Annotated in this window: 7 protein-coding genes; 4 read left to right on the plus strand and 3 right to left on the minus strand. The window is 36.3% G+C overall.

All coding sequences use genetic code 11. The annotated features are described in order from the left end of the window. Window positions 1-320: 320 nt before the first annotated feature. On the plus strand, window positions 321-740 hold the full coding sequence (locus tag CJP74_RS05540; protein ID WP_119497286.1) for a hypothetical protein: 420 nt from the start codon (window positions 321-323) through the stop codon (window positions 738-740). A gap of 1,065 nt (window positions 741-1,805) precedes the next feature. On the opposite strand, the gene CJP74_RS05545 is transcribed toward CJP74_RS05540, so the two are convergent. Next, window positions 1,806-3,041 carry a restriction endonuclease subunit S domain-containing protein gene (locus CJP74_RS05545; protein ID WP_119497287.1) on the minus strand — a complete coding sequence of 412 codons (1,236 nt, stop codon included), beginning with the start codon at window positions 3,039-3,041 and terminating at the stop codon, window positions 1,806-1,808. A 168-nt stretch (window positions 3,042-3,209) separates the two neighbouring features. After that, window positions 3,210-3,839, minus strand: coding sequence for a disulfide bond formation protein DsbA (locus CJP74_RS05550; protein WP_119497288.1), 630 nt, complete (start codon window positions 3,837-3,839; stop codon window positions 3,210-3,212). Window positions 3,840-4,482: 643 nt separating this feature from the next. Here CJP74_RS05550 and CJP74_RS05555 point away from each other — a divergent pair. Next, complete coding sequence (locus CJP74_RS05555) at window positions 4,483-10,332, plus strand: two-partner secretion domain-containing protein (protein WP_119497289.1); 5,850 nt, start codon at window positions 4,483-4,485, stop codon at window positions 10,330-10,332. Window positions 10,333-10,530: 198 nt separating this feature from the next. Here the strand turns inward: CJP74_RS05555 and CJP74_RS05560 are convergent, their stop codons facing one another. After that, window positions 10,531-12,012: an aldehyde dehydrogenase family protein gene (locus CJP74_RS05560; protein WP_119497290.1), complete on the minus strand. Its 1,482-nt coding sequence runs from the start codon at window positions 12,010-12,012 to the stop codon at window positions 10,531-10,533. Window positions 12,013-13,404: 1,392 nt separating this feature from the next. On the opposite strand from CJP74_RS05560, the gene CJP74_RS05565 reads away from it, so the two are divergent. Both CJP74_RS05565 and CJP74_RS05570 read left to right on the plus strand, forming a co-directional pair. Next, on the plus strand, window positions 13,405-13,596 hold the full coding sequence (locus CJP74_RS05565) for a hypothetical protein (protein WP_119497291.1): 192 nt from the start codon (window positions 13,405-13,407) through the stop codon (window positions 13,594-13,596). Between the two features lie 1,465 nt (window positions 13,597-15,061). Continuing rightward, window positions 15,062-18,795 (plus strand): two-partner secretion domain-containing protein (locus tag CJP74_RS05570; RefSeq protein WP_119497292.1); only part of this gene is annotated, 3,734 nt, incomplete at its 3' end.

Here is an 18,795-nt window from a genome sequence, read left to right on the forward strand (position 1 = left end):
TATTTTCTTTTTTTAGTTTTATTCTCCCCGAATCTCTCAGGGTTTATACTAAAAAAAGTATAGATTTTCGATAACTAATTTAATTTTTAGCTATTTTTATTTAATTTTTTCTCTATTTTAAAAGCCTAAAAATCAACAAGTTAAAAATAAAAATCTTGAAAAAGAATTTTCTGAGGGTTATAAAGGTATTGTAATTTTTACCGACCTTTATCACAAATTTTAAACCTTGAAGGATAAAGGCAAACCTCTTATCTCGAGTTAAACTTTTGTAAAAAAGAAAAATAATCGTCCTCCTCGAGATAAAAAATTAAGGAACCAATATGAAACTTTTTTCTAAATCCCGCATTATTCTTACTTCTTTAGTTTTAGCTATAGCTGTAGGAAGCAGCCCTGCATTTGCGGATGTCAGTAGTTTAGGTTCAACAATAAAAACTGAAGCTAAAAGTTTAGCTAATACTACCGAAAATAAAGCTCAAGAACTTTACTATTCTTACAAGCCAACCAGCAAGGCAAGTAAAGAAGCAACCTTAGACAATGGAGCAGTAAAAGCTTATCTCTACAAAGAAAGCAAAGGGAATGTAATTACTATCCATGCTAATAACACTAAACTCTTAAGCCAGAAATATACTTTAGGTAATACTACCGTATATGCAAGCAAGGATACTTCGCTTACGCAAATTAACCAAGCTCTGCTTAAGTTAGGCTTAACCGAACAAGTACAACAAGTTCTCAGCAAGTAGCTTTATAACAAAATAATAAAACCACCATAACAAAAGATAGAAATACCAAATAGGATATATAGTTCGTACATTATGTTACTCTCACTAACTATAAAATATAGTATATAACTCAAGTCCTCGATTAAGCCGTCTCTTTGTCAGCACATTTATTTTCTCGGCAAAGAAGATAAAGAAAGGAAGGGGCGACTTAATTTTTTACTTTTACTTAACTTAACTAAAGTAATTAAGAGTTCAAGATTTTAATTCCTTTATTTAATTTAAGTTAGCTACATATTTTAATTTTTTTTTCATAATGTAATTATTTACTCCTCTATAACTTTCCTTAAATGTTAATTTGTTAAATTAAGTGTGTGCACGAGTAGTACCTGCTGGGTACTACTTTTTTTTATGTTTGGCTTAAGCTAAACTCAGCAAAGGTTACCTTTAGGTATCTAAGAAAAAAGCTAGTTACGTTTTAGTGCTAGACGAGCGATTGAGAATAAAAGTAACTCTAGTTTCTTCTTAGTTGCCTGTAAGTGGGGTAGTTACTAATTGGTGCTTTGCTTTTAAGCAAATAACCAAAAGGTAACTTTAGATGTTTTTATTAGAGTCTAGAAGAGGAGAACTCACTGCGAACTTGATTAGTTAATTATTTAAATTTGCGATTACCTAAAATCCAGACATAAAAAAAAGACCTCCACATTTGAGGAGATCTAGAAAATTTGTTCACAATTTCATCTAAGGAATAGAGGTAATTCTTTACCAAACAAGGAAGTTCAGTAATGTTATCTTGGAGATATTTTATGTTTTTGGTAAAGAACCTGGGCATTTACTATTTTTTCAACCTCTAGAGTAAATGTCTTATCTGCGGAGATACAAACAGACAAGTAAAGCAAAGTTACTTGCTTTCCCGTTAGAAGAAAAACCGGCATAAAGTCTGACTTCTAAGTTATTCTTTTTCTTACATTAAATAAAAAGACAGCTTCATATTATACAGATTTTTTCCCAAAAAAGAATAGTTTTACAAAACTTTTTTGTCTCGGAATTCTGCAAAGAAGTTGCTTAAAAGGCAAGCAAGCTTGCCTTTTAAGCTTTTTTATAAGGCTCGAGGGTAAAATTCAGAATAGCCGCAAATTGCAATAAAGCCTTAGCATGTAGTTTTTTATGCACCTTGAGAGTTAACTCTAGGCTTTCAAGGAGTTGGGTAAACTCACTTTGTTGCACTAAGCTAGGTAAAGCAACTGCCATTTTTTGTAAAGAAGCTAAAGGAAAACCACCAGCTCCTTGCAGTTCTTCATACTTACTAAAGTGATCTAAGGCATAAGCAAGATAGCGAGGTACTACGGCTAGATTAAAGCCTCGAATTAAAATTAAGCGAGCATAGCTACTAAAGAGCTTGCCTTCAGGAACATAGTGACTTACGCCTACATTATATCCGTCATTGGCATAAAGAATACACGGACCGGCATAGTTAGCCCGGTCAGTATAACGTACATCTTGTCCGCGCGTATAGTAAGGATAAGGAGTCGCAGAAGTAGGATCTGGGCTCAGATCCTCGAGTTTTAACTCTTGGTCTTCTTTACCTGTACTTATAGCACTAGCCAGACTTTCTACACTATGCCAGCTCCAGCCTGGGTGTTTAGGATCGGCAAGGTTGTTTTCTCCATTAGCAATTGCCAACCGAATAGGTAAAGGAGCTCGGGATAAAAAGTGTCTTTGCTTGAGGGCTTTAATTTGTAAAGTCGTATACTCAATTAAAGCAGCATAGTCTTCAATTAACTGAGCCTGAGTATTATACAATTGCACCAGTTTCTTTTGTTCATCAAGACTTGGGTAATCAATGAGAATGTCATTGATCTCTTGGCGTCTTAAGTGACTAATAGTCCCACCAGTTCTTTGTTGTACATCCTTGAGGCGTTGCGGTTGAGCATAGATTAACCAGTTAATAAACTCAGGTAAAAGTAGCTCTTCTTTTTCTGGGGCAAGAATAAAAGCAAAAATATCTCGCCCTGGATAAACAGGTTGCTTAGATAAATTAATTAAAGCTCGACGTACAGGCGTATTGCTTGCATCAGCTACAGCAGGAAAGGCTATTGCTTGGTAAGGAAGAGCCTTGGCTCTAGCAGAGAGCTTGCTACTATAACTTAGAGGCTTTTTTAAATAGGGCAATGTATAGTCGCGAGCAATTTGCATAAAGTGTAACACCGCCTTCCCTTGTTTTTCAGGAGAGAGGTGCTCACGATTTAACGAAGTGGTAAAAGACAAGGTTGAACCTAACTCTCCCAAACTTGCTCGTTGCCAGTGTTTAAATTTCTTTGTCATCTTAAATATAAACCCCTATGCGCTAACATAGGGGTCACAACAACTTAACTATTAAAACTTACAAAGGTCGAGAGACCTTTACTTTAAGGACAATATATGGAGAGTTTTCCTGCTCCAATATATAAAGTTTATTATATTTTATCTTGGCTTACATTGCAAGCCAAATGCCTAAGCTAAAAAGTTTTGCATGCGAGTTAAGAGTTTTTCTGGTTGACTATAGAGGTATTGACTCGGAAAAACCTTGCCTTGTTTTGCATCTATTAAGGTTGGTACTCCTTGAGCATCAACTTGAGTGGCAAGTTTTTGTCCGAGCTTAATAAGAGTATTAAGTTTTTCTTGTCCTGCGGGCGAAATCACTTGCTCAAGGCTGAGGTTAACTCCTGGGAGATGAGCCAGAAGTTGGGCTATAACTTGTGGATCAGTAAGATCTAAACCTGCAATATAGCGAGCTTCTTGTATTTGCTCAAGAAAGCTTAGTTCGAGTTCTGGGGTAACTTGGTGTACGGCACTTAAAGCCAAGAGTGCCAAACTCGAATCAAAGCCCGAAGCCTGATCAAGCAGTTGTTCTTTATAGCTTGAACTAAACACTTGCCCTGTGAGGCGGGCAATACGTTGATCTACTTGCCAATAGGCTTGTCCATTACTAAGAATATTGCCAGGACGAGCAAAAAGTCCTGTAGGCACTAAAGTAAGAGAATAGTGTTGGGCTAAGAGTTTTATTGCGGGTAAGGCACCATAGCACCAACCGCACAAAGGATCATATAAAAGAATTAGATTTGGCGAAGAATTTTGTTGCATATGAAAAAAATTAATAAAGTTTGTGGTTATGTTTAGTTTTGCTAGTTACTATTTGCAGCTTGACTAGTCTAACTAATCTAATGAGATTAGATTAAGGTTGCTAGCTCTAGCTAAGCTATCGAGTTGTTATTCAACGAGGATTATTATATCCCTTGGGCATAGGGGTAATAAACTAGCAGTTGTGCATAAGTTTTTTGCAAATTTTGCAAAAATCACTTAGTTTTTCTCAGGCATTATTTTTGCCTCGAGAGTAATTTTTTTAGCAACATCTTTCTTCTCGTTGACAAAAATTTGCGATTTTACTTTTCTTATTTATTGCCATTTACTCTTTAATTTTAGGCAAGTTGGTAAAATTAGCTCGTCCTTTTTACCGAGCTAGGTTACAAAAACTTGTCTTTTTTACTACCTTTAACCCATTACTAAAAAGCCCTCTTGCGGGGAAAAAATGCTATAATAAAGTAGGAAGATTCGGCAATTAAGCTTTATTCTCTGGCACAGAATAGTTTAAGCTTTTGCCTAAAAAAATTTGTCTTGATTTTTTCGACTAAATCCCCCTCCTTATAATTATTTGGCAAAGTTTTAATACCAGATTATTTCGGTTTAAAAACTCTTCCCCCTTTAACATTTAACTTAAAAGGTTGGTATGAATCGCAAATATAAATTAAAATTTAATCGTAGAACCATGTCATTAGATGCTGTAACTGAGTTGGCAACTCAAGCAACAGCAGGCAAATCCTCAGACCCTACGGTTAAAGCTCCTCGTTTATCTTTAACCCTTTCAACTTTAGCAGCTCTAGTTTGTACAGGTGCTAGTTTAGCTTATGCTGCCGCTGAGCCACGCACGGGGATGTCCGTGGTACATGGGCAGGTACAAACGCAAATAGATCAGGCTGTTACTACCTACACTACCTCAGACAACACCATTATTAATTGGGAAAAATTCAATATTAATAGCAATGAATTAGTTAAATTTGTGCAAGCAAATGCTAATTCTGCCGTTTTAAACCGCGTTCTCGGCGGTAGTGTGTCCCAAATTCTGGGGACTTTACAATCTAATGGTAAAGTATTTATTGTTAACCCAGCAGGAATTGTTTTTGGTAAAGAAGCCCAAGTAGATGTAGCTAGTTTAGTGGCTTCAACTCTGGATATTAGCAATGACGATTTTATTCAGGGCAACTACGTTTTTAACCAAGAAAAAGATCAAGCTTTAGCTAGCGTCCTAAATCAAGGGGTAATTAAAGTAAATGCTGACGGCACTATAGCTTTAGTGGGTGGGCAGGTTACTAATACAGGCGTGCTTGAAGCTAAAAATGGTACAGTATATCTTTTAGCAGGGCAATCGATTACTATCCAAGATTTAGATAATCCGTTAATCTCTTATAAAGTAAGTGCGGATAACCACGCCGTAAACCTCGGAGCTATCTTTAGTAAAAATGTAGCTCTAGTAGCAAATAAAGTAGCCCATGGCGGGCAGTTTGCCGATTTAGTGAATGGAGAAACTCCAGCAACGCAAGCTCGCATTGAAGCTAATGGTGAAGTTCTCCTTTACGCAGGAGCAGTAGCCCCGAATTTACAAACTACAGCAGATGCTCATACCACACCCCCAAGCACACAAGGCGGTCTTGTTGTCCAAGCAGGAACTATTAGCCAAGCTAATAAAGTAGCAGTGCTAGGTGATACGGTGGTAGTGCAAAGCCAATCTAGCACCCAAGGACGTGAAGTTCTTCTCGGTGGAGATTTACAAGGACAAGGTCAAGTTAAACTAGCATCTCGTACTTATGTGCAAGCAGGAGCGCAAGTAGATGCTTCGGCAAGTTCAGGTGATGCTGGAAGAATTATTGTTTGGGGTGACAAGGCGTATATTGATGGTACGTTCACTGCGCAAGCAAGCCAAGGTCAAGGTGGCTTTATTGAAACCTCAGCTAAACACCTGCAATTAGGAAAAAACTTTAGTGTAGATACTCAAGGTGCTACAGGTAAGGGACAATGGTTAATTGATCCTGAGAACCTTAATGTAGTTAACTCAACTACCTATGCTGAAAAAACAGCAAACGAAAAAGTAGAACTTACTGAGTTTACGCAACCTGAAGTTAGCTACCAAACAGCTGCAAGCGATGCTGGACAAACTGACTCTTACCTTCTTGATAGCCAATTAGGTGAAGCTTTAAAAAATACCAATGTAAGTCTAACCGCAACTAATAATCTGAGCTTTATTTCAGCTGAGGTAAGCACAGATACTACTTACGATGATATCGCAACCTACTATGGTGTTGACGGAGCTAATGGTACTTTAACTCTTACTGCGGATAACATTAGTTTAACTAATACCAATTTAAAAACTCGTGCGGTAAACTTTACGGCGAATAATTTAACCATTACTAGCAGTAAAATTGAGGTAGCAAATAACCTTACTACCAACACTCAAGTTGATATAAAAGTAACAGGTGAAGAAAACAGCTTTAAAGCTTACACCGTAGTGCTTTTAAGTCAAGGTAACACCTCTTTAGAGAATTTAAATATTCGTGCAGGGCAACATCAACCTGCAGGTATTACGAATGTAACTTCATTTAACATCAACTCTAAAGGTAATGTTTCTCTTACTAATGTAGATGCAAGTGTTAACTTTGGGCAAGTACGTTTAACAGGTACAGGTCATACTTACACCGTTAAAAACTCGAAGTTTGTTAATAACTGGCAAGAAGTTCTCATGCACGGTATTCGTAGCATGGAGATTCCAGCTAAAGATACCCCATCACAACAAGTAGAGTACACGGCGTTAGAAATTGACGGTACTACAGTTGAAGCCTTAGCTAACTACTATGTTAAAGCAGGTAGCATTGATATTCGCAACACTTCTTTCCGTAACCAAAGAGAAGATGTAAACCATGCTAATGCAAGTACCATTTACGCTTTAAGTGATACACCGTCAATAATGGTGAACCTCACCTTAAATACAACTAATGTTCTGCAACTCCAAAGTGCGAAGAACAACAAGTTTATTTTTATTGACTCATGTATTACTGCCAATGGTATTGAAACTAATACTGGTGATGCCCTAAAAGCTTTAGAGGCAGTAAACACTAGCATTACTGCAGTATCTAGCTTAAAACTTAATGTGCAAGAAGACTTAACTTTACGTGGTTCTGAAGTTACCGCGGGGTCAATGTTAACCTTAGGTTCAACTGCAGGTAATTTAGCCTTACTCGAAGAAGGAACTAAAGCAACTAAAGTTACTAATAGTAACGGTAAGATAACAAGCATTAGTGCAGGTCAAGATCTTCTATTAGGTAACGCTAAAGTGGAAGCTGGGGCAAGTGCAACAAGTTTACTTCTAACAGGTAACAACATTAAATCTGTAGCTCAAAATAATGGTAATTTTGTTTTAGACTCAGATGGTACAGGTACTAGCTTAATAAGTAAAAATGAGATTAACTTACAAGATGCTCAGCTTACTACGGAGCGTGGTTTAAGCATTACAAGTAAAAATGCTATAACTGTTGTTGGTTCTACAGTTAAGTCAGACTCTCTTGAGGTTAGGTCGCAAGAGAATGGCAAACTAATTTTTGCAAACAATAAACTTGAAGGACAAACTCAAGTTACTCTCAGCAGTACCGATTACGAGTACTATGACAATACAGGTTCAGGTGCTACAGTAGTAAAAGCAAATAGCCAAGATCCAGTTGAACAAAAAGAAGAAAGTAAATCTGCAGTACCTACAGTAGCAACTGCTCCTAAAGAAGATGCAAAAGTTAGCGAGGAAAAAGCTAAAGTTGCAAGTGAAGGATCATCTACAACACCAACTTCAGAGACAGAACAAAAAGAAAGCTCTAGCACAGAGCAAAGTTCAACTTCTGCATCTCAGGATGGTCAAGTTAGCGAGCAAACAGATCCACAAGCTAAAGGTGATGAGAACTCAGTAAGCGACGAGGCTGCTGAAAACAAAGAAACCACAGTGAACGAGGATTCTGAAAACAATGGAACTTCAGTAAGCGACGATCCTACAAGCCAAGAAACCTCAACACCATCTGAGAAAGAAGAGGAAAAAGTAGTAGTTCCTGTTGAGTCTTCTGACGACAATGTTGAAGCTAAAGGTGATGAAGAAGGTGGTGCAGAAGAACCTGTTCAAGGCGAAGCTCCAGATCAAGGTGAAACTACAACAACTGGTAATGAACAAAAAACTGACTCTCCTGTTGCCGAAGAACCAAAAGCAGATGACAGCCAAGCAAGTTCAGGTGAAGAGAGTCAAGAACAAGCTTCTAAGCAAGAGCAAAGCTCAACCCCAGATCAGCAAACTGACGAAGGGGATGATGCTAAAGGTGAAGAAGCAGTAATTGCACCTAAAGATGAAGAAGATGCAACTCCTTCTAAAGATGAAGAAACTGTAACTCCACCTGTAGCAGAAAATGAAACAGCTAAAGAAGGTGAAGAAGGCTCTAAAACTTCTGAAAGTCAAACTCAAGATCCTGTAACTGATACAAGTGCTCCTGTTGTTGATAAGGAAGAACAAGCTTCACCAGATCCTAAACAATCTGAAGAACAAACTGATGATCAGTTAGGTAAAACTGATGAGCAAACAGTTACATCTGAAGAACAATCTGATACATCTGAAGAGCAAAAAGAAACTCAACCTAGTGCAGAAGAACCAGTTGTAGATGCCAATAAAGATGATACAGCTGAATCTGGTACAGAGGTAAATGATCAAGGTACAGGTGATAATGAAGTAACAGAAGAACCTAGCAAGCCTGCTGATGAAGAAGGTAAGCAAGGTGAAGCTAATCAAACTTCAGAAGATGAAGCAGGTCAAACTTCAGAAAGTGAAGTAGGTCAAGCTTCAGGTGAAGATGGTAAATTACCTACAGAAGAAGAGACTAAGCAACCTGTAGAAGAGAATAACCAATCTTCAGACAGTAATAACCAAGCTTCAGGTAGCGAAAGTGAAGAAGGTAAAGGATCTGAAGAGCAAGAGTCTCCAGCAGAACCAGCTCCAGATGTAACTGTACCTAGCGATGATCAAAAACAAACTGCTCCTACTGATGAAGAAAAACAATCTTCAGGGGTAAGTGATAATCAAGCTGGTAATGAAACTGGTGTAACTGAAGATCCTGCAGAAAATACTCCTAGTGAAGACAAAAAAGACTCTACAGTTGAAGAAAACAAAGACTCTACAGTTGAAGAAAACAAAGACTCTGCAACTGATGCGGGTAAAGAGGCTTCAAGTGAGCAATCTGAACCTGAACCAGAAGTTAAAGTACCTACAGAAGGTGAAACAGAAGGTAAAGCACCTGTTGATGATCAAACAGTAGTAACTCCAGGTGAGGGAGAAAAAGAAGTTTCTGATGAAGAAGGTAAAGAGTCTTCTGAGGTTCCACAAGATCCAGCAACTGATACTAAGGATCCAGATGCTGAAGATAAAGATCCAGTAGAAGTAGTTCCAGGAGATTCTGATTCTCAAGAAAACGCAGGTGATCAAACAGGTACTGGCGAAGAACCTGTAACTTCAGGTGAAGATCATGTAGAGCAACCTAAAGAGTCAGACACTGAGGTTAAAAAACCTACTGATGAACAAGAGCAAGTAACTCCAGTTGATCAAGGTAACGAGACTTCTGAAACTTCAGGTGAGGAAGCTTCCCCAAGTAAAGACACCGAGGTTAAAGCCCCTGTAGATGATCAGGCGGAAGTAACACCAGGTGAGGAAGGTAAAGATGTTTCTGAAGATCAAGCTAAGGAAACTCCTGTAGTAGATCCAACTGAGGAGCAACCACAAGATCCGCAAGAATCTGCACCAGAAGTTAAAGAACCTGCTCAAGAACAAGGTAAAGAAACTTCAAATGAGCAAACAGGTACTACTGTAGAACCTGTAGTTCCAAGTGAGGAACCTAAAGCTCCAGTTGAAGATCCAGTAGTTCCGAGTGAAGAGCCTACAGAACCAGCTGTTGAACCTAAAGCTCCAGAGACAGAAGTTAAAGAACCTAGTGAAGCACCAGTTGAACAAGGTAAAGAAACTTCAGGTGATCAAACAGGTACTACTGAAGATCCTGTAACTCCAACTGAGGAACCTAAAGCTCCAGCTCAAGAGCAAACGGTTGTAACTCCAGTTGAACAGCCTCAAGTTCCAAGTGTTGCCCCACAACTTCCTCCAGCTGAGGAAAGTCAAGAGGAAAATCCTATTTTCCGTCCAGAGTTTATCTTCCAAGTTACCCAAGGGGTAAGTAGTGAAGAAGAACGTCGCCAAAATGACTGGTTATTAGTGCAACCACGTGGACAAGAGAATATTCCTGTTCTTGCTCAAGATCATCAACCTCTGGTAATTAGAGGAGATGTTCCAGCTCCACAAAACTTCTTAACTTGTAAAGTAAATTCAAGTGCAGGTCGTGCAGCCTTAACGAATCTTGGCGTAAATGCCTCTGACTTAGACTTAAGTTTAGGAGAAATTTCTGCTAAGTACAATTTAAGTGCAAATGACGTTGCTGCTTTAGAAGTTGAATGTCAATAAGTTAAAAAGCTCCCCGCGGGGAGCTTTTTTTTATTAAAAAACTCGGAACCAAGTTCCGAGCAGATAAATTTAACCAATTAATTTTAACATTCTAGTTGTTATTCGGAAAAAAGTACCAGGATCAAAGATCCTGATACTTATCTAACCAAACATCTAGGAGTCTCCGAGGAGGATCACACATGTCGCTATGTGTTTGGTTTAGTAAAAACCTTCAGTTTCTTCACGTAAACTGATATAGATGTTTTTACTTTGTGTATAAGATTTAAGGATCATTTTGTGGGTTTCACGACCAATACCAGAAGCTTTATAACCACCGAATGGAGAACCAGCTGCAAAGCGGTTATAACAGTTCACCCACATTCTACCAGTTTGTACCCCTTTAGCTACACGTAAAGCACGGTTAATGTCGCGAGTCCAAACCCCACCACCTAGACCATACTCACTGTCATTAGCAAGAGCAATTACTTCATCTTCAGTTTTGAATTTAATTACAGTTGCTACTGGACCAAAGATTTCTTCTTGGTTAATGCGTAAAGAGTTGTTATCTGTTTCTAAAAGAGTTGGAGTATAGAACTCACCGTCTTTTAGAGCTCCTGTAGTATTACGTTTACCTCCAGTTAGGATACGGCACCCTTCTTCAACCCCAAGTTGAACATATTTTTCAATAGTTTCAATTTGTGGGCGGTTAATCTGTGCCCCCATAACTGTATCTTTTTCCCAAGGTAAGCCAACTTTGATATTTTCAAAAGCTTCAACTAGAGCAGCCACGAATTTATCGTAAATGCCTTCTTGCACAAAAATACGTGAACCTGCACAGCACACTTGACCTTGGTTAAAGAGAATACCTTTTTGTGCCCCTTCGAGTGCTTTTTCAAATGGAGCATCATCAAAGATAATGTTTGCTGATTTACCACCTAATTCTAGGGTAGCTGGAATTAAGTGTTCTGCAGCAGCTATAGCTACATCACGACCAATTGCAGTCGAACCTGTAAATGCTAGTTTATTAAAGCCTTTATGTTCGAGCATGTAAGCCCCTGATTTAGAACCTTTACCCGTAATTACATTTAATACTCCAGGTGGAAGTAAGTGAGCAATTTTTTGGGTTAAAGAAAGAAGGCTTAGTGAAGTAGTTGAGGACGGGTGAATTACAATAGTACAACCTGCAGCTAAAGCTGGAGCTATTTTCCAAGCTGCCATTAAGAATGGGAAGTTCCATGGAATAATTTGTCCTACTACCCCAATTGGTTCTTGCAGAATAATTGAAAGGTCTTCGCGATCAAATTCGTTTACTGTACCTTCTTCACTACGGATTACTCCAGCAAAGTAGCGGAAGTGGTCTGCAGCTAGAGGGATATCAGCATTTAAAGTTTCGCGAATAGGTTTACCATTATCTAAAGTTTCTTGTAAAGCGAGTAATTCAAGGTTTTCTTCAATTACTTCAGCAATTTTTGTTAAAATTGCTGCTCTTTCGGTAGAAGAGGTTAGACGCCAAGTTTTTAATGCTTCTGTTGCAGCTGCTACTGCTGCATCTACATCTTCAGCGGTGGCGTCAACAAAAGTTGCTAGAGGTTGATTATTAGCTGGGTTGTAGGAAGTAAGTAACTCACCTTTTGAACCTTGGGTCCATTCCCCATTAATAAATAGTCCATAGCTTTTATCAAAAACATTTAGATTCGTCATATAATTTACTCCACAAAAGATATCATGTGTAAAGCAAAAGTTTACACATCATGAGTAACTGAAAAATAATTATTGTAGGTTTTTCTATCGAGAGTTTTTTTCTCTACTTATATTTTAATTTAATTTAAATCTTGAAAAAAATTGTTGTTTGTGTTTTGTGTCAAATGACCATTTTTAAGAAAATGGCTAAATATCTTGATATAAGGAAAAAGTGAAATTAAGAGGTAAGTTAGTGATTTTTAGAAATATTTGTTAATTTACTAAAGTAATAATTCTCTCAAAAAAAATGGGGTAATTTTGACCTAAAAAAGTCGATTTTTGATCGTTTGTGATCATAAGCATAAAAGAGAGAATATTTTTCTCCTCAACAAGAGAAAAAAGAGAAAAATTAGCTATAAAAAAATAGAGATTATTTGAAGTGAGGAATCTAAAGAGGTAAATTAGTAGGGGCTTTGATCATTTTTGTTCAAAGGCAAAACTCGTTAAAAGCAAAAGAAAAGGTAGTATATTTGGCAAAGAGTAAATTTAACAAATTTTAATCTTTGAGGGATGAGTTTAGGTAGAGAACTAGGAGAGGTTCGGGAAATATCTCTAAGGAAGTTCTATAAAAGATACAGCTACACCCTATAACGATTAAAAAAACAGGGTAAATAAATTTTCTTATCTGCGTGTGAAAATAATCTAGGTAATGAAGTTTACTCTTACTTTCTAATAATCTGGGCTCTTTATTAAACTAGGAGATTGGCTGTTAGTGCAACTAGATTAGTTTTATTAGCGATTTTACACTTGTAGATTGCTTGGCTTACACAAGAATTCAAACGTATATCCATATAGAAGCGTGATTTTTTTATCTCTTGGTTAAGCAAAATCTAAAGAGTGGGGTCTTGGAAAAAGTATGGATCTTGGTTATAATGTTTATAACGGTTTTCAATTAGGTTTAATTACTTTGATTATTATTGATTATGTATCCATATGAAACTCCTTAGTTCTTGTTGAATTTCATACATCTCCTGAAAACCGTTTTTTTATGTCTGAATTTTATTATGGGGCATTATTTGTAAATAAATAGCTATTGCTTATTTTGTCTCTTTTGCAAAAAAAATCAATTTAGTTACAAAAAGATAAAACTTTTGCCATTTTTGTTTGTCTAATATCTTGTAACAAAGAAAGAAAAATTATTTCTTTGCCATTTAAAACTTAAAAACTCTCTAATTTTTAGTGATTTTTTAGGTTTTTTAATTATTTTTATTTTTTTTGAAACTTTTTAGATTTTCCTCTGTCTAAGTATACGAAAAGAATAAAAAATTAAAATTACTTCTAAGAATAAGAGCTAGTTAGCCAACTAGCAAAATAATAAATATACTAAAAAATAAGATATAAAGGATTTGAATTATGAAAATGGTAACAGTTATGAATTTCTCTCCACGAAGCATTTTAACCTCTACTTCAGTTGCAAAAGAACAAATGTCTTGTAACATGGATTTAGAAGCTTGGGGTAACATGGAATCTCACTTTGGTGCAGGTGATTGCAAAAAATATGCTACTACAAATGTTTACGGTACTTGGGTTCCTGAATTAATCTAAGTATGAGAAAAATAAGATAAGATAGAATAAAAACCAAATAGAACTTGATACAGAATGAAAAAACACTTACGTCCAGTAGTAAAGAGTAAAACTCTCCTGGCGTAGAAAAAAATAACACTTGTATATACAAATCTAAGCAGGACTCTTGCCTAGATTTGTTAAGCAAGCTAAATTGGCTTACAGAGTGTAGTTTAGTTTGTAAAAAATTATCTATATTTAGGTTTATCAGCTCTGGGAGCATACCTCTCAAAGCTTCCGAATTTAAAAATTCTGGCTTAGTAAATTTAACCATTTATTGAGTTACATAGTTTTAACTGGTTTCAAATCTTAATCTTATTAACGTATATGAGGCTAGGGATACATATTCCTAGCTTTTTCTTTTTGCTTTTTTACATTTACTTTGTGTTTTTACCTCTCTAAAAATTTGCTAAATCCCTCTAAAATCATTCTTTTTCTCTTTGCTTTTCCCCAATTTTTCATTTTAAATTAATTCAGTTTATTTTTTACTCTCGTTTACAAGTTTTTCAGTTTGCTTTTTTGAATTTGCTCTCGTTGGCAATTTTTTAGTTGGCTGATTGTACTTTTTGCTTTCGCTACAAAGTTCAGCGTTTGCCATTTGGTTTTTTTGCTTTTGCAGATAAGCTTGTGAAGTAATTTGCTGTTTTACTTTTTCCTCTCTATATTTCCCCAGTTTGCTTTTAGCTTAGCTTTTTTGCTTTCGCAAATAAGCTCTCTTAGTAATTTGCTGTTTTACTTTTTCCTCTCTATATTTTTCCCCAGTTTGTATTTAACTTTTTGCCTCGAGGCTCCATTACCCTTTTACTTTCTCTCGAGGACAAATGTCTCTATTAATTTGCTTTTTCCTTGCTACTTCTTATAGCAAGTCTCCTTACTCTTTACTTTGAGAAGAACTCTTTTTTGCAGAGGTTTTTCTTTCTCTTTTTAGCTCTTTAAAGCTTTTACTTTATCTGCTTTTATGCTTTCAAGGATTAGCTTTTTTGCCTTTAGTCTTGTCTAATTTTGCTTTTTATCTTTTTCTTTGAAGTTTTATTAGTTGCAGGTTGTTTTTGCCTCAACTAAATAGCATTTTTGCAAAGGAAAGTTTAAGAAAAAGGAGGCTAAAACTAGTTGAGTATTGGTAAGAAAAAAGCTAAAAAAATCAAGAAAAATATATTTAGGTATCACTGAAAAGTGGTAGGATATAAATATAGGGTTAAAATTTAAAAAAGTTATAAAAAAATGCTAAATCCTTGAAACTTTTGACGTTTTTTTTGGTCTAAAGTAAAGACAGGTATTCACATTTGGTGATTATTTATACAATTTTTGAATTTAGGCTACTTTCATAAGAAAGCATATTTATAACTTGGCTAGGTTTTGCTTTCTTAGAGTTTATTCAAAATAGACACATCTACTTTTCCGGGCAAGAAAAGTAAGAATATGAATAAAATAATTGGTAACAGATATTATGAACCGTGTATTTAAATTAAAATACAACTCCAGAAGAAAAGATTTAGTTGTCGCTTCAGAATTGGCAACTAATGCTATCGCGCATACAGGAACAGGCAATTCTACAGAAAAAGCTGTTTCTAAATCTTCTACCCTCTTAAACTCAACTCTAACCACCGCAGGTCTAACCTCATTAGTAGCTGCTATGTCTCTGACAGCGCAAGCTAGTGCAGATCCTGCGCGTATTTTAGATGAAGTAGTTGCAGGTGATGCAATTATTAAGCAAGTTGGTCAAATTACTGAGATTGCAACTCAAGGTAATTCGATTTTAAACTGGCAAAAATTTAACATTCAAGCTGATGAAATTGTTAAATTTATCCAACAAAACTCAGATTCAGCGGTATTAAACCGTGTTATTGGTGGCCAAATTTCACAAATTTTAGGTACTTTACAATCAAACGGTAAAGTATTTGTGGTGAACCCAGCGGGTATCGTTTTTGGTAAAGACTCAGTTGTTGACGTTGCGGGTTTAGTTGCGTCTACATTAGATATCACTAATGAAGACTTTTTAAACGGCAATTATGTTTTCAACCAAGATAAAGACAAAGCGATTGCTCAAGTTGTGAGCCAAGGGATGATCAAAGTAGGTAAAGACGGTAATCTAAGCCTAATTGGTGGTCAAGTGGTGAACACGGGTATCTTAGAAGCTAAAGACGGTACAGTATACCTATTAGCTGGTCAATCAATTACCATCCAAGATTTAAATAACCCATTAATTTCTTATAAAGTAACTGCACAAAACAAAGCAGTTAACTTAGGTAGCATCATTGGTAAAAACGTTGCTATGTTAGGTAGCAAAGTTGCTCATGGTGCAACATCTGCATCTGAATTTGCGGACATTATGAGTAATTACGCAACTTCAGCAAACCAAGTATCTATTGATGCTAATGGTGATGTTGTTCTATTTGCAGGTTCTACTTCTGATGAAGTTCAATCTACCGCTCAAACTAACGCTGAAGTTACAGGTGTAAGAGAAGGTCTTGTTGTAACTAACGCAGCTATTAATGTATCTAATGCCCAAGGTAAAGCTGGTAAAGTAACAGTTCTTGGTGACAAAATTCAAGTTGAAGATAAAACAGTAATTAACGCTACAGGCCTAGAAGGCGGTGAAGTAATTATTGGTGGTGACAAACTTGGTACAGGTACAGTTAAACTTTCGCAAAACACAACTATTGCAGCTGAAGCAAAAGTAGACGCATCTGCTAAAGGTCAAGCAGGTACAGTTATTCTTTGGGGTGACCAAGCTCAAGTAGATGGTACATTCCTTGCAACATCAGAAACTTCTTACGGTGGTTTAGTAGAAACCTCTGGTAAAGGAATTCATTTTGGTGACACATTTGATGTTAATACAAGTTCACAATTAGGTAGCGATTACTTCGGTACATGGTTACTAGACCCAGTTTACATAATTGTAGCTTCAACTACCGCAGAAGCACAAAGCATCCAAAGAAGTAAAAATTGGTATGCTAGTGGTAGAAGTTACAACTGGTCTACGATGGAGAACATGGATAATGTAACCTTAATAAATCAAAACCAGTTAAATGATCGTTTAAGAAATAATAAGGTTGATTTCTATGGTGAAAAAGGCATTGCGATTCACAATGTTACTGTAAACTCTAACGCTGGAAAATTCAACATTTTCTCAAACAATGGTACCGCAGAAGTAAATAACTTCACCGCATATTTACCAAGTGCAAGCTTAAAAATCTATGGTAAATATGGTATGACTCTTACCAACTCAACTATAGATGTTAGAACGTTTGAGTTAGGTACAGGTGATGGTGCATTAAGAAACGAAATTAAAACTACAGAAGAGCTTCTAAAAGTAAAATTTGATGTAGCTAATACTGTAATTAAAGCTTCAGGAGCAGGTAACCAAACAATTCGTGCTCAAGGTTGGGGTGGTTTTAATATGGATAATGTAACCATAGAAACCGCTACAACAGGTTCTTTACTTGATATTCAGTCGAATGCTGATAACAATTGGAACAAGTTAAATCTTAAAGCTTATAGAGTTACACTTTGGGAGCCTCAGACTAATAAAGAGCAAGTATCAATTAACATAACAGGTTCTGATTTAAATGTAACTACCAATTTATATTTACAAAATAAAAAAGCAGAATTTGTTATTAAAGATACAAACATTAGTGGTGGTAACTACTCGTTTGCACATAAATCAATTTTAGCTGACAATGTTACTGCTAATACCGGAATTATAGGTTTCACTGCTCTAGAAGATAGCTTAGAAATTAAAAACTCAAACGTTGTAACTAAGACATCAACTAATGTAATTTCTACAAAACAAGATGTAATCTACTCTAACACGAGCTTCAATGTAGGTTCTGGTAGTTTAACTATGTCTGCGGGTAACAATGTTACTGTATCTAAAGAGTCATTTGCAAAAGTAAGTTTCAATGAAGATGCAAGCATTAATATCCATGGTGGTAATACAGCTACTATTGATCGTTTAGAGATTAAAGCTGCTAACATTAATGTTAGTGGTGGTACAGTTGATGTAAAAGGTTCTACTTTAGAAGCAGATAAAAACTTAAGATTTGATGCAACAAATGAATTAAAAGTAGCAGATAATAATTTAACTGGTAACAAAACTGTTGCTTTCACTTCGAAAAATTCAGATGTAATCATCAAAGATAATAATATTACGACTCAAGGTGATTTAGAAGTTGAGTCTACTAAAAACGTAGAATTAGCTGGAGATAAGGCAAATTACTATCTAGCTCCAACAGCTAACGTAACAGTTAAAGCTGGTGAAAAAGCTACTGTAGGTAACTTTAACAACACGCTTAACAGTATTACTGCAGAAGGTAATGATGTTGAGTTCAAAAACAATAACTTTACGTTAAAACAAGGTTTCACAACTAACTTAAACGGTACATTAGCTTTAGATAACACTACTGTAGAGACTGCTGGTAACGTAAATGTAGCGGCTGCTAAAGGTGTTACTTTAACTAACCAAACTTCATTAACAGGTAGTAAAGTTGATGTTACTTCAAGTGCGGATGTAGTAGTTAACCAATCTACTTTAGTAGCTACAGGCTCAACTGTAGATGTTAAAGGTGCTACTGTATCTCTAGATCGTGCAAGATTAAGTGGTGTTGATGCAGTTAACTTAACAGCAACTGTAGGTAATGTTACAGCTGAAAGCACAGTTAAAACTAACGCATCTAACTTAAACATCCACGGTAACCAAGTAGTTTTAAGCAACTCAAGCTTTACTGGTAATGACACAGGTTACGCAACTATTACTTCAGTAGTAGAAGGTGGTGTTGATGTTATTAACACAACTATCAGACGTTACCTATGCTCTACAGTTCCAGAAAGTGTTGAATATGAAAAATACTTAGGTCCAGGTCTATATAACTTTGGTCCAGCAGGTGAAGCTGCAGAACGTTCTGAAAAAGAAACTGGTGAAAAAGATCGTGACTCAGTTGGTGATACTACTAACTCAAATATCGCTGATAAATCAACTTACACAACTGGTGATTCTTTAGTACAACACGAAGGTAAAGCAGTTGGTAACGGTTTATACTATTGGAATTCAGGAGCAGAAACTGAAAACCCAGATGTTGCTTACAAAGAAGGTTACACTAACGGTGACTCTCTAGTACAACACGACGTTAAAGCAGTTGGTACAGGTATATACTCATTTAACGCAGGAGCAGAAACTGAGAA

It is taken from the genome of Psittacicella melopsittaci (assembly GCF_003585925.1).
GTDB lineage: Bacteria > Pseudomonadota > Gammaproteobacteria > Enterobacterales > Psittacicellaceae > Psittacicella > Psittacicella melopsittaci.

Bases quoted from the DNA above. Each gene is read 5' to 3' on its own strand.
- CJP74_RS05540 (WP_119497286.1), top strand. From the start codon at position 321: ATGAAACTTTTTTCTAAATCCCGCATTATTCTTACTTCTTTAGTTTTA.
- CJP74_RS05545 (WP_119497287.1), bottom strand. From the start codon at position 3,041: ATGACAAAGAAATTTAAACACTGGCAACGAGCAAGTTTGGGAGAGTTA.
- CJP74_RS05550 (WP_119497288.1), bottom strand. From the start codon at position 3,839: ATGCAACAAAATTCTTCGCCAAATCTAATTCTTTTATATGATCCTTTG.
- CJP74_RS05555 (WP_119497289.1), top strand. From the start codon at position 4,483: ATGAATCGCAAATATAAATTAAAATTTAATCGTAGAACCATGTCATTA.
- CJP74_RS05560 (WP_119497290.1), bottom strand. From the start codon at position 12,012: ATGACGAATCTAAATGTTTTTGATAAAAGCTATGGACTATTTATTAAT.
- CJP74_RS05565 (WP_119497291.1), top strand. From the start codon at position 13,405: ATGAAAATGGTAACAGTTATGAATTTCTCTCCACGAAGCATTTTAACC.